The organism is Acidimicrobiales bacterium (assembly GCA_035533595.1).
Taxonomy (GTDB): Bacteria; Actinomycetota; Acidimicrobiia; order Acidimicrobiales; family Bog-793; genus DATLTN01.
In genome coordinates this window covers 1-17,105 of the sequence record DATLTN010000072.1, presented here as the reverse complement: position 1 = coordinate 17,105, position 17,105 = coordinate 1, and the positions used below count along the sequence as shown (strand labels likewise).

Genomic DNA, 17,105 nt, shown 5'->3' with positions numbered 1-17,105 from the left:
ATCAGCGGGCCCGCCGGGGGCGCTTGCCCTGGGCGCGGGGGTGGGCCTTCGGCCCCGGGTTGGTCTTCGGGGAGGGCTTCCCGCCGCGGCCGCGTGGGCCGCCGGTCGCGTTGCGCGGGGAGGGGGAGGGCGCGGTGCCCCCCTCCGCGGCCGGCGTCAGCTGCCCCATCCCGGTGAAGCGCGAGAGAAGGCCGGGGCTCTTCGCCTGCGGCGCGACCACGTTGGAACGACCCTGGTCTGGCTTGCCGTTGCCGCGCTCGCGCAGCTGCGCGACGGCGCTCTGGATGTGTGGGTCCCGGCGGTAGATGAGCTCCTGCTGGCCGATGCGGAAGAGCGCAGAAACGATGAAGTAGACGTTCACCCCAGCAGGGATCGAGATGTAGATGACCGCGAAGATGAGGGGGAAGATCTTCTGCATCTGCTGCATCTGCGGGTTGGCGGCCGCGGCGGCCGCGTTGCGCCCCGAGAGCTGCTTCATCTGGATGTACTGCAACGCAATCGCCACGAGGATCAGCGCGATGAAGGGCAGCTTCTGCGCGAAGGAGAGGCCGCCCGAGCGCACGGAGTCGGCGAGGTTGACCCCGAAGGCGTTGAGGTGGCCGTGGTCCGCCCGCACCGCCTGGTAGATGCGGGAGGTGTGGGCGACGTAGAGGGGGAGCGGGACGCCCTTCACGGTGTGGATGAGGCCGCGGATCGTCCCGTAGAGGATAAGGAAGACCGGCATCTGCAGGACCATCGGCAGGCAGCCACCGGTGGGGCTGACGTTGTGCTCCTTGTAGAGCGCCATCATCTCTTCCTGCTGGCGCTGCCGGAGCTCCTGCTTCTCGCCGACCGTGAGACCCGGCGAGGCCTTGTACTTGGCCTGGAGTTTCTTCATCTCCGGCCCGAGGAGCTGCATCTTCATCATCCCGCGCTGGCCGCGGACGTTGATCGGGAACATCGCGAGCATCACCACGATCGTGAGCAGCGCGATCGCAACGGCGTAGTTCGGGATGAGCGAGTAGGCCGTCGCGAGGATCCAGGCGAAGATCTCGTAGAAGGGATGGCCGATCTGGCCGATCGTGGAGGCGAGGAACATGGGGGAGCTCCTAACCGGGCACGGGGTCGAAGCCCCGCTTCCCGAAGGGGTGACAGCGGCCGATGCGGCCAGCCGCGAGCAGGCCTCCGCGAAGCACGCCGTGGCGTTCGATCGCCTCGATCGCGTACGCCGAGCAGGTGGGGACGAAGCGGCAGGGGGAGGGCTTCCCGGCGCGCACGGCCTGATAGCCGTGGATCGCGCCGATGAGGAGTCTCCTCGGGAGCGGGCCTCGAGCGTTCATCGCGGAGACCCGCTTGCCCTCGTCATGCTGTCGATCACTCGGTCTCTTAGCTCGCTGTAGGTGAGTTCCGCGCTCTGCGGCGCAACGCCGATGAGGTACGCCCCGGGTGTCAGCCGGGGTGACGCCTCGGCGACGATCGCGCGAAGGCGCCGCCGCCAGCGGTTCCTGACGACGGCCCCACCGACCTTGCGGCTGATGGAGTAGGCAACCCGGACCGCGGCACCGTCGTCGTTCGACGGCAGGAAGTGTACCCGCACGGGTGGCAGCGACGCCCGTCGTGAGCTGCGGGCGAGTGCCTGGTAGATGCGGTGCCCCCGGACGGCGCCGGGGCGGCTGCTCAAGCCGAGAGCCGCACCCGACCGCGCCGGCGGCGCGCCTGGAGCACCGCCCGGCCGGCGCGCGTCGCCATCCGGTGACGAAAACCGTGGCGCTTCGCACGACGGCGGTTGTTGGGCTGGAACGTCCGCTTCATCCGACAAATCCCCTGAGTAAGAGGCGAGAACTATAGCGCGAACGGGGGCCTTCGGCCCAGGGCGTCGGGGCGGGCGAAACGGTACGATGTCGCTCTCCGAGATTCGCCCCGTAGTCCACAGATGTGGACCCCCTTGTGGAGAACTACCCCGGCCCGGAGGGCGAGTTGTCGTGACCGATGTGCAGGAATTATGGGAGAGCTGCGGCACCGCCATCCGCACGCAGCTCACCGAGGCGACTTGGAAGACGTGGTTCGCCGGCGTGCGGCCGCTCGGAGTGGTGAACAACACCCTGGTCCTCGCCGTGCCGAACACCCTCGTGCGGGACCGGCTGGAGAGCCGCTTCTCCGGGCTGCTGCGCGAGGCGCTCGTCGACGTTGGCGGGACCGACATCTCGGTCCGCTTCGAGATCCAAGCCGACGACGAGAAGGAGGTCGCCGACGGGGGGAAGATGTTCAGCCCCTCGGGGCGGGTGAGCCCGGAGATCGCCGACGAGGCGCTGGCCTCACCGACCGACGGCGGCTCTTCGCTGAACCCCCGCTACAGCTTCGACGGCTTCGTGATCGGCGCTTCCAACCGCTTCGCGCACGCCGCGGCGTTGTCGGTCGCGGAGGCGCCGGCGCGGGCGTACAACCCGCTGTTCATCATCGGCGCCACCGGCCTCGGCAAGACCCATCTCCTGCAGGCGATCCGGAACTACGTGACGGAGAACTTCCCCCGACTGCACGTCCGCTACGTCTCCACCGAGACATTCATGAACGAGTTTGTCGAGGCGATCCGGAACAACACGACCGGGGCCTTCAAGCGCCACTACCGCCAGTGCGACGTCCTGCTGATCGACGACATCCAGTTCCTGGAGGGCAAGGAGTCGCTCCAGGAGGAGTTCTTCCACACCTTCAACTCGCTGCACGACGCCTCGAAGCAGCTCGTGCTCACCTCGGACCGGCCGCCGGGCTCGATCGCCACGCTCGAGAGCCGTCTCCGCAGCCGCTTCCTCTCGGGCCTCACCGCCGACGTGCAGCCGCCCGAGCTGGAGACGCGCATCGCGATCCTCCGCTCCAAGTCCGAGCACGAGCGGGTGATCGTTCCCGACGACGTGCTCGAGTTCATCGCCTCGAACATCAAGGACAACATCCGCGAGCTCGAGGGCGCGCTGAATCGCGTCATCGCCTACGCGAACCTCACGCACCAGCCGCTCACCCGCGAGCTCGCGGAGAACGTCCTCGCCGACGTGATCGCGGGCCATCAGCCCCGGCGCATCACCGCCCAGCACATCCTGGCCGCGACCTCCGAGCACTTCGGCTTCGACATCGAGGAGATCTGTGGCCCGAGCAGGCGCCGACCGCTCGTCAACGCCCGTCAGGTGAGCATGTACGTCTTCCGCGACCTCACCGACTTCTCCTATCCGGCGATCGCCCGCGAGTTCGGCGGGCGTGACCACACCACCGTGATCCACGCCGTCGACAAGATCAGCGGGCTGATGCGCGAGCGGCGTCAGATCTACGAGCAGGTCACCGAGCTGATCACGAAGATCCGCAACGGCAGCTGACCGCGGTAGGGAAACCGGTGGACCACCTTGCGACCTTCCTGGGGACACGGACCCTGCGCGCGGGGGACACAGGCCGCGATAACCACAGTCCCCCCGGGCCACCAACTGACCCCTGCGGACGACGTACGCGACGTTGGGGATCGATAATTACCCAACGACCTGCGACGATCAGTGGTCGTCCACAATCCACAGCACTACTACCACTACTAGATTTCTATAACCCTTCTTGAGGAAGGACATCCACACACCGTGAAGTTCCGCACCGAGCGAGACGGACTCCTTGAAGCACTGACGACCACCGGTCGCGCGGTGTCGCCTCGCAGCACGCTCGGGATGGGGTCGCCGAGCATCCAGCTCGTGTTGCACGGCAACCGCCTCGAGGTGACCGGATCGGACCCGGACCTGGTGATCGAGTCCCGTATCACCGTGGCTGGCGAGTCCGACGGGAACACGCTCGTTCCGTCGCGTCTCGTGGGCGACATCATCCGCGCCTTCGAGCCCGGGGCGGTGAGCGTCGACGGGGGCGAGGAGGAGGTGCGGATCACCTCGGGCCGCGCGGAGTTCGTGATCCGGGTGCCCCTCGGCGCGGAGATCACGCGCCTCTCCTCTCCGATGGCGGAGGGGATCACCCTCCCCGCGGGCCGCTTCGCCGAGGGCTTGCGGCAGGTCGTGAGGGCCGCGCTCACCGATGACACCCGTGCGCCCCAGCTGACCGGTGTCCTCATGGTCGCCACTGACGCCGGCCTGCGGCTTGTCGCCACCGACTCCTACCGGCTGGCCTTTTGTGATCTCGAGGGGATCAGCGCGCTCGCCCCCGGCTCGGAAGTGCTGATCCCGGCGCGGGCACTGGCCGAGATCCAACGCCTCGTCGGCAGCGCCGGCGACGACACCGAGACGCCCCTCGTCTTCCGCCACAGCGAACTCGACGCCGTGTTCGAGATGGGCGAGGTGAAACTCACTACCCGCCTCTTGAAGGGGCCCTTTCCCGACTACGAGCGCCTCCTCCCCCCGAGCTATCCGCATTCCCTCGAGGTGGGGCGCGAGGAGCTCGCCTCCGCGCTGCGCCGCGTCCGCCTTATGGTTCGTGACACGAAAGATGCAACTACTCCGGTCCGCATGGCGTTCAGCGAGGGAGGGGCGGAGCTCACCGTGCTCACCGCGGAGAGCGGCCGAGCGGCCGAGCAGATCGACGGGCGCTTCGCCGGTGAGGAGCTCACGGTCGCGTTCAACCCGAACTACCTCCTCGAGGGGATCGAGGCGATCCGCTCCGACACCGTCATCGTCGAGGTCATCGACTCGAGCAAGCCGGCCACGGTGCGCGGTCTCGGTGAGAACGACTACCGCTACCTCCTCATGCCGGTGCGGGTCTCCTGAGCCAGCTGCAGTGGCTGGAGGTGCGGGATTTCCGCAACCTGAGCGAGCTGGACTTCGTCCCCGACCCGAGCGGCCTCACCGTCGTGACCGGGGAGAACGGTGCCGGCAAGACGAGCATCCTCGAGGCGATCAGCTACTGCTCCACCCAGCAGTCCTTCCGCGGTAGCCCGCGCGAGGCGCTGGTGCAGAACGGCGCAGCGCGGGCGATCCTCCGCTCGGAGATTGAAGAGTCGGGCCGACGCACGCTCGTCGAGATCGAGATCGCGCCGCCGCGACGCGACCAGGCCTATCTCAACCGTCAGCGCGTGCAGCGCGCCGCCGAGCTCTTGGAGGCCTTACAGGTCACGATCTTCACCCCTGACGATCTCGTGCTCGTGAAAGGGGGGCCCCATGAGCGCCGCGACTACCTGGACGGTGTGCTCGTGATGGCGCACCCGCGCCTCGCGGCGACCTGTCAGGCACTCGATCGCGTGCTGCGCCAGCGGGCCACGCTGCTGAAGCAGGTGGGAGGGCGCCTCGACGAACAGAGCGCCCACACCCTCGACGTCTGGGACGAGCAGCTCGCGACGACCGGGACGATCGTCGTCGAGGCGCGCGAGACACTCGTCGCCGAGCTCCAGCCCTTTGCCAGCGCGGCCTTCTCCCGGCTGACCGGTCTGCCCGGGGAGCTGCGCCTCGGCTACCACCGCTCCTTCGAGGGGACCCTCGCTGAAGCGATCGGGCGCTCTCGCGCCGAGGATCTCCGCCGAGGGGCGACGACCATCGGGCCGCACCGCGACGAGCTGCAGATCAGCCTCGGTGAGCTCGACGCGCGCTCGCGCCTCAGCCAGGGCCGCCAACGGGCGAGCACCCTCGCGCTGCGGCTCGCGGCACACGAGGTCGTCACCGAGCACGTCGGCTCGCGCCCGATCCTCCTCCTCGACGACGCCTTCTCCGAGCTCGACTCCCAGACGGCGAGCGCGCTCTTCTCCGAGCTCCCCGAGGGTCAAGCGGTGCTCACGACCGCGGGCCCACTCCCGGCGCAGGCGGAAGCGGCCACCCTCGTCGAGCTACGCGCGGGGAAGCTCCTCTGATGGCGCCCAAGCCCCCCCGGAGCGGCGGCATGCGCCCGCTCCCCGAAGAAGGAGGGCCTCCTCCCCGCCGCCTCGGTGAGGCGATCGACGCCTACCTCTCGGCGAGCCCGCTCGAGGGAGCGCGGCTCATCGCCGCGCTCACCCAGCAGTGGGTGACGATCGCCGGCGAGGAGGTCGCGACGCACTGCCGGCCGTCGGCGGTGCGCGACGGGGTGCTCACCCTCCAGGTCGACCATCCGGCATGGTCGACCAAGCTCGCCTTCCTCGAGAAACCGCTCGTCGAAGGGCTGCGGAAGGCCTTTCCGGATTGTGGAGTTCGCGCCCTAAAGGTCCATGTCCGAGGGGGATTTGCCGTAGACTGAGTGCTGCATTCGCCACGGCTTCCGCCCGACGGAATCGGCCGCTGGCGCTCCGGACATCGGCCACTTGAGGAGACGCGTCTGTGGTAGCAAAGCGCGACGACGAGGACGGGGTCACGCCCTCGTACGAAGCGAGCGACATCCAGGTACTCGAGGGTCTGGAGCCGGTGCGCCTGCGTCCCGGGATGTACATCGGTTCGACGTCGACGTCGGGTCTCCACCACCTCATCTGGGAGGTCGTCGACAACTCGGTCGACGAGGCGATGCAGGGGCACTGCACCCGCATCGACGTCACGTTGCTCGCGGACGGGGGCTGTCGCGTCGCCGACGACGGCCGTGGCATCCCCACCGACCCCCTTCCTGGCGATCCCTCGAAGTCGGCGGCCGAGGTCGTCCTCACGGTGCTGCACGCCGGGGGGAAGTTCGGCGGCTCGGGCTACAAAATGTCCGGTGGCCTGCACGGCGTCGGCGTCTCGGTGGTGAACGCCCTCTCCACCCGCCTCGAGCTCGAGATCGACCGCGGCGGTCGGCACCACGCGATGACCTTCGTCGACGGGGGCACCCCGAGCGGACCGCTCACCGACGTCGGCCCGTCACCGCGTGACCGCACGGGCACGACGGTGACCTTCTGGCCCGACGGCTCGATCTTCGACGAGACCGAGTTCCGCGCGCAGACCGTGACCGAGCGGCTGCAGATGATGGCGTTCCTCAACCGCGGGCTAGAGATCCGCTTCGCCGACGAGCGCGCCGGCCACGAGCAGCAGGTGACCTTCAAGTACTCGGGGGGGATCGAGGACTTCGTCCGCCACCTCAACGAGTCCAAGGACGCCCTCTTCCGGCGCGTCGCCTTCCTCGAGCAGACCGAGGCCGACCAGCAGGTCGAGATCGCGCTGCAGTGGAACACCACCTACTACGAGAGCCTCTACTCCTTCGCGAACGGCATCGCCACGATCGAGGGAGGGATGCACGAAGAGGGCTTCAAGAAGGCGCTGACGAACATCGTCAACCGCTACGCCCGCTCGAAGAACGCGCTGAAGGACTCCGACCAGAACCTGCAGGGCGAGGACATCCGCGAAGGGCTCACCGCGATCATCTCGGTCCGCCTCGTGGACCCGCAGTTCGAGGGTCAGACCAAGGCCAAGCTGGGCAACGTCTCCATCCGCTCCCTCGTCGAGCGGGCGACCAACGAGAAGCTCGCCGAGTGGTTCGAGGAGAACCCCCGTGAGGCGAACCAGGTCGTGCAGAAGTCGCTCCTCGCGGCGCGCGCCCGCCTCGCGGCGCGCCAGGCCCGCGACCTCACCCGCCGCAAGTCGGCACTCGACGGCGCGGGGCTACCGGGCAAGCTCGTCGACTGCTCCTCGCGCGACCCGCGGGACTCGGAGATCTTCATCGTCGAGGGAAACTCCGCGGCCGGCTCGGCCAAGCGCGGCCGCGACCCGCGCACCCAGGCGATCCTCCCGATCCGCGGCAAGATCCTGAACGTCGAGAAGGCGCGCGTCGACAAGATGCTGAAGAACCTCGAGATCCAGGCGTTGATCATGGCGATCGGCGCGGGCCTCGCCGACGAGTTCGACGTCGCGAAGATCCGCTACCACAAGGTGATCATCCTCGCCGACGCCGACGTGGACGGCTCCCACATCCGCACGCTCCTGCTCACCCTCTTCCTCCGCCAGATGCGCCCCCTCGTGGAGAGCGGCCACGTCTACGTCGCGCAGCCGCCGCTGTACTCGACGCTCGTCGGCAACTCGAAGATCTACCTGAAGGACGACGTCGCGCGGAACGGCTTCCTCGCCGAGCATCCCAACCACAACAAGGAGTTCCAGCGGTTGAAGGGGCTCGGCGAGATGGACTGGGACGAACTGCGCGACACCACGATGTCCGCCTCGCACCGCTCGCTGCTGCAGGTGACGATGGAGGACGCGATCGTCGCCGACGACGTCTGCTCGGTGCTCATGGGCGACGACGTCGAGGTGCGGAGACGGTTCATCCAGACGAACGCGAAGGATGTCCGATTCCTCGACTTCTGACGCGCCCCACGGGCGCGCCGGGAACCGCTGAGGTCGTGCGGCTCCCTGACACGAACCAACTCAACGCAGTGAGGAGGCGACGCGGGCCATGTCCCTCGTGAGCACACCGCCCCCCGGCGACGGCGGCAGCGTCGAGCCGGTCGACATCCAGCTCGAGATGGAGCGCTCGTTCCTGGAGTACTCGATGTCGGTCATCGTCTCGCGCGCGCTGCCCGACCTGCGCGACGGACTGAAGCCGGTCCACCGCCGGATCCTCTACGCGATGTGGGACTCGGGGCGCCGGCCCGACCGACCGCACGTGAAGTGCGCGACGGTCGTCGGCGACGTGATGGCGCGGTTCCACCCGCACGGCGACACCGCGATCTACGACGCGCTGGCCCGCATGGTCCAGGACTTCAGCCTCCGCCACCCGCTGATCGACGGCCACGGCGAGTTCGGCTCCCCGAGCCCGAACGACGGCCCGGCGGCGATGCGCTACACCGAGTGCCGCCTCGCCCCGCTCGCGATGCACCTCCTCGAGGGGATCGACGAGCGGACGGTCGACTTCATCCCGAACTTCTCCGGCTCGGACGACCAGCCGGTCGTCCTCCCGGCCCGCTTCCCGAACCTGCTCGTGAACGGCTCGCAGGGGATCGCCGTCGGGATGGCGACGAACATCCCGCCCCACAACCTGGGTGAGGTCATCGACGCCACCCAGCACCTCCTCACCCACCCCGAGGCGACCACCGAGGACCTGATGGCCTTCGTGAAGGGGCCGGACTTCCCGACGGGGGCGCAGATCCTCGGGCGCTCCGGGATCCTCGACGCCTACCGCACCGGGCGCGGCTCGGTGAAGCTGCGCGCCGTCGCCGAGATCCAAGAGGAGCGGGGCACGGCGCAGATCGTCGTCACCGAGATCCCTTACCAGACGGCCGTCGAATCGATCGAGAAGCAGGTCGCCGAGGCGATCGAGCGCGGCGACCTCTCCGGGATCAGCGCCACCCAGGACGATTCCGCCGGCCATGCGACGCGCTTCGTGATCACCTTGAAGCGCGACGCCAATGCCAACGTCGTCCTCAACAACCTTTACAAGCACACCCAGCTGCAGACGAGCTTCGGCATCCACATGCTCGCCCTCGACGACGGGGTCCCCCGCCTCGTGACCCTCGACCAGGCGCTGCGCGCCTACGTCGCCCACCAGGTCGAGGTGGTGACGCGCCGCTCGCAGTACCGGCTCGACCGGGCCGAGGAGCGGGCGCACATCGTCGAGGGGCTGCTGCGCGCGATCGACATGCTCGACGCGGTGATCGCCACCATCCGCGCCTCGGACGACCGCGGCGACGCCCGCACCCGGCTGATGGCCGAGCCCTTCTCCTTCAGCGAGGACCAGGCCAACCACATTCTCGACATGACCCTCGGCCGCCTCACCCGCCTCGGCCGTTCCGAGCTCGAGGAGGAGATGGCGGAGCTGCAGGCGACCATCGCGGAGCTGCGGGCGATCCTCGGCGACGACGCCCGGCTGCGCGACGTGATCGCCACCGAGCTCGCCCTCGTGCGCGACAAGTTCGCCAACGAGCGCCGCACCCAGATCGTGCACGACCCGGGAGAGCTCGGCGCCGAGGACCTGATCGAGGACGAGCCGATCGTCGTCACCCTCACCCGCGCCGGTTACATCAAGGCGGTCGCCGCGGACGCCTTCCGGACCCAGTCCCGCGGCGGCCGCGGCGTGCAAGGTGCGCGCCTCAAGGAGGAGGACCTCGTCACCGAGATCGTCCACACCTCGGCGCTCGCGCACCTCCTCTTGTTCTCCAACCGCGGCAAGGTCTACCGGCTGCGCGCCTACGAGGTCCCCGTGAAGGAGCGCGCCGCGCGCGGCACCCCGGTCGTCAACCTCATCTCGCTCGAGGGGGAGGAGAAGATCCAGGCGATCGTCGAGACCCGCGCCTTCGATCCGGACCGCTACCTGCTCTTCGCGACGAAGGCCGGGACGGTGAAGAAGACCCCCTTCAGCGAGTACGACAAGTCGCGACGCGAGGGCTTCATCGCCATCAACCTCTCCGCCGGGGACGAGCTCGTGCGGGTCGTCGCGACCGGCGGAGGTGACGACGTCTTCATCGTCTCGAAGAACGGCATGACGATCCGCTTCAACGAGGCCGACGTGCGGGCGATGGGACGGAGCGCCGGCGGGGTGCGCGGCATGCGGCTGCGCGCCGGGGACGAGGTCGTCTCCTGTGACGTCGCGGCCCCCGAGAGCGACCTCCTCCTCGTCACCGATGCCGGGTACGGGAAGCGGACCAAGCTCGACCACTTCAACGTGCAGGGCCGCGGCGGCCAGGGGGTGCGGGGGATCAAGCTCACCCAGCGCCGTGGCTACGTCGTGGGCGCGCTGATGGCGGGGTTGGACGACGAGCTACTGCTCGCTTCCAGTGCCGGCGTGGTGATCCGCATCACCGTCCGGGACATCGCCGCGCAGGGCCGGGATGCCACCGGGGTGCGGGTGATGAACCTCGACGAGGGGGCTTCGGTCGCCGCTGTCGCGCCGCTCGCTTCGAGCGACGACGACGAGTGAGCCCAGGAGGAAGGCCGGGCCCCTGGTGTAGGTTGTGAACTCCCAACTGGGGCTGTAGGGGCTATAGCTCAGTCGGTTAGAGCGCAGCACTGATAATGCTGAGGTCGCTGGTTCGATTCCAGCTAGCCCCACCGAAGGCGTGTTCGCAGTTCGCACGCCTTGTCTTCGCAGTTGTACCTCTGGCCAGGCAGAATGCGACGCTGGCGAGCGACGATCATGTCCGGTTTGACCGATGCCAGCGGCGTGCGATGACCCTGGGCGATCGGAGAGCCCGGCCGATCAGGGCAGTCGGACCACGATCACCCGGCGTCAGGGGGCGTTATTGTTCCGCATCTCGTTGAGTGTGAGCATTTCAACAGTCGCATCAAGTCGACGGTCTTCGTAGTTCTCCAGTACGTATTTTGCGAATGTCGGGACGGTAAACGAGAGCCGTCCACGGCGCGGAGCGTAGATATCACCTTCGGTGACGAGGTCGGCGCGTACCGTTGACCATTCGCTCTGAGCTTTGCCAAGCGAGCGAGAGACGTCTTGTGTCGTTGCGGTACCCACTCCGCCGCTTTCTTGGGATACGGCAATCGCAGCCAGCAGCTCTGCCTGCCGGTCGGTCGCACGCAGCCAACGCGGGTCGAGCGTACGGCGCTTGATCTCGTTCTCGCCCAATGAGACTCCGACGAGCGCATCCGCCTCGGCGATGTCGGGTCCATCTGCTTGAAGCCACGTCTGGTCTGCGAGCAACTGCAAATGTGCCGGATAGCCGTGCGTGGCATGAACAATCGCATCAACCGCTGACGGGGCCCAGATGACGTCACGCTGCCGTGCAGGTTCCACAATCGCGAATCGCGCAGACGACTCGTCGAGGTCGACAGTCAATGGCTGCAAATCAAAGAGGCGGTCCGGATGGGTCACGCCTGCCTCGCGAAGCGCTTCGGAAGTATTCGGAAGGCCGCAGCCAGCAAAGGCAACGGGCGCTTCGGGATGTTCGACGTTCAGACGTTGAAGTGTCGCGGCAAGAAGGGCGAGGTCTTCTCCGCGAGCCACCTGCAATTCGTCGATGGTGATGAGAAGTCCGCCGTTGCCCCTCTCGGACTTGAGTCCGTTGGCAAGCAGGGCGAGAGCTGCTGCAAACATCCCCGGATCCGGCAGTGGTTGTTGAGGTGAGGGATTCAACGTGACGCCGGCGCTGAATCCCGCCGCTCCGAGAGTGACTCCCCCGAGCCGCTCCAGTGCGCTCTTCGCCCGCTCCCAGGGCCCCCGCTGCGCACGGATCTGCTCATCAGCGCGCGACATGAGACTGGCGATCAGCCGTCCACTGGCGACGGCCTGGATCGGGATGGCGTCAAAACCCTGTTCGGCTGCTAGTGATTCGAATTTTGTGAGCAGGACGGTCTTCCCGATGCCGCGAGGTCCGGAAAGAATCAGATCCTTGGCCCGCTTGCGCCCATCGATCTGGAGATCGGTGAGCATCGACCGCCAATCGACAATCAGATTGTCACGGCCGGCCAGCACAAGTGGGCTATGTCCGGCACCAGGCGTATAGGGGCTATCCCTCATGGCGGCTATATTACCCTATAAACGAGTCGTTGTATAGGAATCTATAGCTCCCTCGTGGAAAGGGGGCCGCGTGGCGATTGTCGGGTCCGGGCATCCTGACCTGGACAAACACGCGAGAGATGTGGAGCCTCCGCGGATAGCGTGTGGGATCCCTGGATGGGAGAGCCGGACAAAAAGTCCTAGTCGTCAGAGCACAAACTGCGAACACGCCACCGAACGATTCCCAGTTCACAGACTTAACGGCGTCGGACGCCGGCCGAGCCACCGCATCCTTGTCCCGCGTCTATCCCGCGCGACAACGTTCGAGTGTCATTCCGGTGTGTTCAGCGGCGGGTCGTTCCCCTGCGGGCACGCCGCCGCGGCAGCGGCGAGTTTCGCGGCCTTCGCACTGCTGGCGGGCATCGGCCGGTCCCCGCGCGCACAGGCGGGCCTCGCCGCCGCGGTAGCGCTCGCGATCGGCATCGCCTGCACGCGGGTCTTCCTCGACGTGCACTGGCTCACCGGCGTGATCGCCGGGCTGGCGCTCGGTTGGGCATGGTTCGCCCCTCTGCTCGATCGCCTTCGGCGGGCTGCTGCTGCGCTTCGGGGCGCCGGTGGAGCAGGCCCAGCAGGCAACTGCGACCGCGCCCTCCCCGCCGCCGCCCGCCGAGCGCTCGCCGGCGCAGCGCTTGGACGTCTCCGGCCGCTAGCCCGCCGGCCGGCCGGCCGGCACCCTCAGGTGAGCTTCTTCAGCGAGGTGGTGATGGTGGTGCCGCCGCTCGACATCGTCGAGGTCGCCGAGGTCTGCCCGGCGGGGACGTTCACCTCCACCGGCCACTTCTGGAAGATCGGCAGGATCAGCTTGATGATCCCGTAGGCGGCATTGATGCAGATCGAGCTCCCCGTCTTCTCGAGCGAGATGTGCAGGTTCGGCGCGTTCAGGACCAGCACGTACGCGGTCCCGTGCACCTGGCCGGTGACGCTGTAGGTGAAGGCCGTCGGGAAGGCGTGCAGCTGGCCGGGACAGTTGCCGGTGCTGAAGGCGCCGGTGAAGGTCCCCGGCCAGCTCTTGCCGGCGTTCGGCGGGGGCGAGATGAGGCCGGTCTTCGAAACCACGAACTCGCCGGTCGAGTAGTGGATCGTCGAGGTCGAGCCGGCGGAGCCACCGGAGATCGTGACCTCGATCGACCAGCGCGCCTGGCACTTGGCGACCAGCGCGGCCGGGCTCGTGACGTCGGAGTCGCCGAGCATCTGCGAGAGGGCGGCCGCCTGCTGATAGCAGTCGAGCTCCTGCTGGGAGGCCGAGCAGGGGTCCGAGGGGGTCGCCTTCTTGAGCGCGCTCGCGGCGAGGCCCTGAGCCTTTCCGATCGCCGAGTTGGCAAGGGAGTCGTCCCCGAGCAGCTGCGCGGCCTCGGCGATGCCGAGCCAGTCGCCGACGGTGGTCGGGTTGGCCCCGTTGACCCACTGCTCGAGCTGCTGCTGGGTGTCTTTCACGAGGTCGCTGAAGTCGTTGTTGTCGTCGAAGCCGAGCGCCTGCAGGAACTGCAGCGCGGCGAGGTCGCTCGTCACCCCGGAGGCCGAGCTGACGTCGATCGTGGGGCTGAGGGAAGGACAGGGTCCGGTCGTGTGCGCGACGGCGCGGTGGGCGATGGCGTGCCCGGCGCGGCGCGGCGGGCTCGTGGTCGGGCCGTTGGGGTTCTTCGCCCACTGCAGGAGGTCGGCCACCGCGGCGTTCTTGTTGGTCGCGTAGATCGTCCTGATGACGGCGAACTCGGCGCTGGCCTTGGCGGGTGCGTGCGCCGTGCAGAGATCGCCAATGCCGACCTCGAACTGCTGGGCGAGCTGTGTGGCCCCGGCCGTGCCGAGCGTCTGGCCGGCGGCGATCTGCAGGGACGCCCCCGCCGAGATGCTCAGCCTGATCGCGACGGGCGCCGAGCTGGAACAGGGAAGGGGCCTCGGGTTGTGGCCGACACGCACCGCGGCGCGGGACTGCGCGCCGGCGACGCCGCAAAGCGCCACCGGGACGGCGAGCAGGGTCGCTGTGAACATCGCGATCCGGACTGTGGTTCGCATCTACACCCGCCTCGCTTGACGCCGACTCGCGACAGAGATGAAAGCTGCAGTGAGTGAGACAGTAAGTCGAGCGAGCGCGCGATCGGCGGTTTGGCGCGCGAGCGGCCGAGCCCTCCGCGCCCGCCATCGGCTGTGGGGCCGCCGCTGTCACCGGGTCAGCCGAGCAACCCCCCGGGGGCATCCGCGAGCAGGGCGGGGTCGACCGCGAAGCTGAGCACGCCGGTCGCTCCCTCGGGGAGGCTCTCGGCCGCCTCCGCACGAGAGAGGAACCGCACGATCTCCTGCTCGGGGACGACCTCCTCCGCGAGGCGCCGGAACTTCGCGAGGAACTGCGAACGGTCAAAGGGAGTCGCCCCGAGCGGGTGCGCGTCGGCCACGGCGATCTCGTCGGAGAGCGAGGTACCGTCCGCGAAGGAGATCACGACGCGGCCTCCGTAGGCGTTCTCGGGGCGCTCGGTGGCGAGGAAGCGGCGGGTCCACTCCGGGTCCTCGACGGTCCGGATCTTGTGCCAGAGGGCGATCGTCTCCGGCCGGTGCGCGCGCTCGGCGGCGTAGGAACGCTCGTGGTGCCAGCTGCCGTCCTCGAGAGCGACCGCGAAGATGTACATGCTCGAGTGGTCGAGGGTCTCGCGGCTCGCGTCCGGGCTCAGCTTCTGCGGGTCGTTGGATCCCGTGCCGATGACGGTGTGCGAGTAGTCGTTGGTGCGGATCGTGATCTCGGTGATCTCGGAGAGCTCCGCGATGCGTGGGCGCATCCTGCGGGCGAGGTCGATGAGCGCCTGCGCGTGGTACGCAGCGGCGTGCTCTTTGGTGTAGCTCTCGAGGATCGCCCGCTTCGGCTCGCCCGCGTCGGGGATGATCACCGAGTAGCGCGCCTCGGGACCGTCGAGCATCCAGGCGATGATCCCGTCCTCGCCCTCGTAGATGGGTGAGGGCGAGGTCTCCCCCCGCATCGCCCGGTCCATCGCCTCGATCGCGGTCTTGCCGATGAAGGCCGGGGCGTAGGCCTTCCAGCTCGAGATCTCGCCCTTGCGGACCTGGCGCGTCGCGGTGGCGAGATGGAGGGTCTGCTGGACCGCCTGGTAGATCACCTCGACCGGCTGGTGCAGCAGCGTGCCGAGGCCCGCTGCGACCGCGGGGGCGAGGTGCGCGACGTGGTCGATCTTGTGGGCGTGCAGCGAGATGCTGCGCGCCAGGTCGATCTGGATCTCGTAGGCGGTCGCGATCGCGCGCACGAGATCCTCCCCGGTCGCCCGGCAGTGCTGGGCGGTGGCGAGGAGGGCGGGGATGTTGTCGCCGGGATGGGAGAACTCCTTCGCGAGGAAGGTGTCGTGGAAGTCGAGCTCGCGCACCGCCACGCCGTTCGCCCACGCTGCCCACTCCGGCGCGACGTGCTCCTCGAGCGGGCAGCCGTAGATCGTCGACCCCCGCCGCGAGGGGTAGCAGCGCGCTTGGCTGCGGGCGGTGACGACGGGCCGGTAGCCGAGCGACGCCGCGGCCACCGCGGCGTCATCGATCAGCCGGTTGACCACCGCCTCCGCCACGTCGCTGTCGAGCGGCACGCGATCCGCGGCGATCTCCGCGATCCGCCACGCGAGCTGGCGCTCCCGTGGGAGATCCTCGCTGCTGCGGTGCACCCGAAGCTCGTGTTCGATCATCAACGGTCGACCCTAGAGCGCCAGGTCAACGGGGGCAGGTAGCGGCGTGGGGGTGGCAAAAACAACGGCGCGGATCGCCTCCCGCACCCCTATCGCATCCTCGGCCCTCCCGCTACAGTCCACGCGAAGCCGCCGAACGAAAGGTGATGACCCCGTGCCGCTGGAGAAGGCAGAGCAATGGAAGGCCGAGGCCCCCGAGTGGATGGTGGAGCGGATCCGCGACGTGAACCCTCCCGGCGAGCTCTCCGGGTGCCTCGCTGACGAAGGCTGGGCCGGCGTCTACCAGTTCTTCGCGGCCAACAACTACGTCACCGAGAACCTCGACTTCCTCGCGAAGGTCCAGGCCTTCCAGAGCAACGGAAGCATGGATCTCGCCAAGCAGATCTACGAGCAGCACGGCAAGGCCGGCTCCCCCCAGGAGGTCAACCTCAGCTCCACCAACCGGTCCGCACTCGCCGAGATCTTCGACGACGAGGACGAGCCGATCGGCCCGCCGAACCTCTACGACGCCGCCTACGCGGAGATCTACTCGATGACGAACAACGACTCGTACAAGCGCTTTGTCGGCATCTGCGGCACCGTCCAGACCGAGCTGGCCGCGGAGATCGACTGGGACAACGTCGAAGGACGTTGACCGCTCGCGACGCAGGCTCGGACCACGCGGCGAGCTGCGTCCCCCGCTGTGTTTGGCGAATACCCTGGCTAGGAAGGAAGTGCGATGGCGAACATTGTTGACACCGAACCGCTGATCCGTCGAGAGAACAACCTCGCGATGCTCATCATCCCCCTCGACGGCCCCGTCGAGAAGTCCTGGCGTGAGATCTACGACCAGACCGCGAAGGCCGCCGAGTTCCCCTTCGAGGTCGGGCTCACCCACGACCTCCGTGCGGTGCAGGGGGGCACTGCGGCTGTCGGCTCGATCATCCTCTCCGACATGGACGCGAAGGACGTCGACGCGAAGGTGAAGGAGATCTTCGACGCCCTCACCGACCTCGTCGACAAGGTGAACAAGGAGGACGCCCGCCGCGAGGAGGTCGTCCTCAAGATCGCCTCGGCGACCGAGGCCTGGTACAAGAAGAAGAAGTAGCCGTCCCCCGGGAACCCCCGGGGCAGAGTCCTCGGAAA

The 17,105-nt window shown here is 68.2% G+C and carries 14 protein-coding genes and 1 tRNA gene; 9 read left to right on the top strand and 6 right to left on the bottom strand.

Annotation, left to right across the window (positions count from 1 at the left end; genetic code table 11):
- Position 1: 1 nt before the first annotated feature.
- The 3 genes from VNF07_13375 to rpmH form a co-directional block, all read right to left on the bottom strand.
- A complete protein-coding gene (locus tag VNF07_13375) occupies positions 2-1,078 on the bottom strand; it encodes a YidC/Oxa1 family membrane protein insertase (protein ID HVB07228.1) in 1,077 nt (358 codons plus the stop codon).
- Between the two features lie 10 nt (positions 1,079-1,088).
- Positions 1,089-1,319 (bottom strand): membrane protein insertion efficiency factor YidD, encoded by a 231-nt coding sequence (gene yidD, locus VNF07_13370; protein HVB07227.1) that lies wholly within the window; start codon positions 1,317-1,319, stop codon positions 1,089-1,091.
- Positions 1,320-1,656: 337 nt separating this feature from the next.
- Positions 1,657-1,791: a 50S ribosomal protein L34 gene (gene rpmH / locus VNF07_13365; GenBank protein HVB07226.1), complete on the bottom strand. Its 135-nt coding sequence runs from the start codon at positions 1,789-1,791 to the stop codon at positions 1,657-1,659.
- Positions 1,792-1,961: 170 nt separating this feature from the next.
- On the opposite strand from rpmH, the gene dnaA reads away from it, so the two are divergent.
- From dnaA to VNF07_13330, 7 genes are all read left to right on the top strand, one after another.
- Entirely contained in the window at positions 1,962-3,338 is a 1,377-nt protein-coding gene (gene dnaA / locus VNF07_13360) for a chromosomal replication initiator protein DnaA (protein HVB07225.1), read from the top strand.
- A 249-nt stretch (positions 3,339-3,587) separates the two neighbouring features.
- Complete coding sequence (dnaN, locus tag VNF07_13355; protein HVB07224.1) at positions 3,588-4,712, top strand: DNA polymerase III subunit beta; 1,125 nt, start codon at positions 3,588-3,590, stop codon at positions 4,710-4,712.
- A complete protein-coding gene (locus VNF07_13350) occupies positions 4,709-5,785 on the top strand; it encodes a DNA replication/repair protein RecF (GenBank protein ID HVB07223.1) in 1,077 nt (358 codons plus the stop codon). The genes dnaN and VNF07_13350 overlap by 4 nt, the downstream gene beginning before the upstream one ends.
- Positions 5,785-6,147 carry a DUF721 domain-containing protein gene (locus VNF07_13345; protein HVB07222.1) on the top strand — a complete coding sequence of 121 codons (363 nt, stop codon included), beginning with the start codon at positions 5,785-5,787 and terminating at the stop codon, positions 6,145-6,147. Before VNF07_13350 ends, VNF07_13345 begins: the two co-directional genes overlap by 1 nt.
- 80 nt (positions 6,148-6,227) lie before the next feature.
- On the top strand, positions 6,228-8,171 hold the full coding sequence (gene gyrB, locus VNF07_13340) for a DNA topoisomerase (ATP-hydrolyzing) subunit B (protein HVB07221.1): 1,944 nt from the start codon (positions 6,228-6,230) through the stop codon (positions 8,169-8,171).
- An 88-nt stretch (positions 8,172-8,259) separates the two neighbouring features.
- Entirely contained in the window at positions 8,260-10,719 is a 2,460-nt protein-coding gene (gene gyrA / locus VNF07_13335) for a DNA gyrase subunit A (GenBank protein HVB07220.1), read from the top strand.
- 57 nt (positions 10,720-10,776) lie between these two features.
- A tRNA-Ile gene (locus tag VNF07_13330) sits at positions 10,777-10,850 on the top strand.
- 178 nt (positions 10,851-11,028) lie between these two features.
- Here VNF07_13330 and VNF07_13325 read toward each other — a convergent pair.
- The 3 genes from VNF07_13325 to VNF07_13315 form a co-directional block, all read right to left on the bottom strand.
- Positions 11,029-12,270 carry an ATP-binding protein gene (locus VNF07_13325; protein HVB07219.1) on the bottom strand — a complete coding sequence of 414 codons (1,242 nt, stop codon included), beginning with the start codon at positions 12,268-12,270 and terminating at the stop codon, positions 11,029-11,031.
- A 714-nt stretch (positions 12,271-12,984) separates the two neighbouring features.
- The gene (locus VNF07_13320; GenBank protein HVB07218.1) at positions 12,985-14,322 is read right to left on the bottom strand and encodes a hypothetical protein; all 1,338 of its coding nucleotides are present in this window, start codon (positions 14,320-14,322) and stop codon (positions 12,985-12,987) included.
- 155 nt (positions 14,323-14,477) lie between these two features.
- Positions 14,478-15,980, bottom strand: coding sequence for an MmgE/PrpD family protein (locus tag VNF07_13315; protein ID HVB07217.1), 1,503 nt, complete (start codon positions 15,978-15,980; stop codon positions 14,478-14,480).
- Between the two features lie 154 nt (positions 15,981-16,134).
- On the opposite strand from VNF07_13315, the gene VNF07_13310 reads away from it, so the two are divergent.
- Together VNF07_13310 and VNF07_13305 are read left to right on the top strand one after the other, a co-directional pair.
- Positions 16,135-16,614, top strand: a complete 480-nt coding sequence (locus VNF07_13310) for a regulator of G-protein signaling domain-containing protein (GenBank protein HVB07216.1) — start codon at positions 16,135-16,137, stop codon at positions 16,612-16,614.
- An 84-nt stretch (positions 16,615-16,698) separates the two neighbouring features.
- On the top strand, positions 16,699-17,067 hold the full coding sequence (locus tag VNF07_13305; protein HVB07215.1) for a hypothetical protein: 369 nt from the start codon (positions 16,699-16,701) through the stop codon (positions 17,065-17,067).
- Positions 17,068-17,105: the final 38 nt, after the last annotated feature.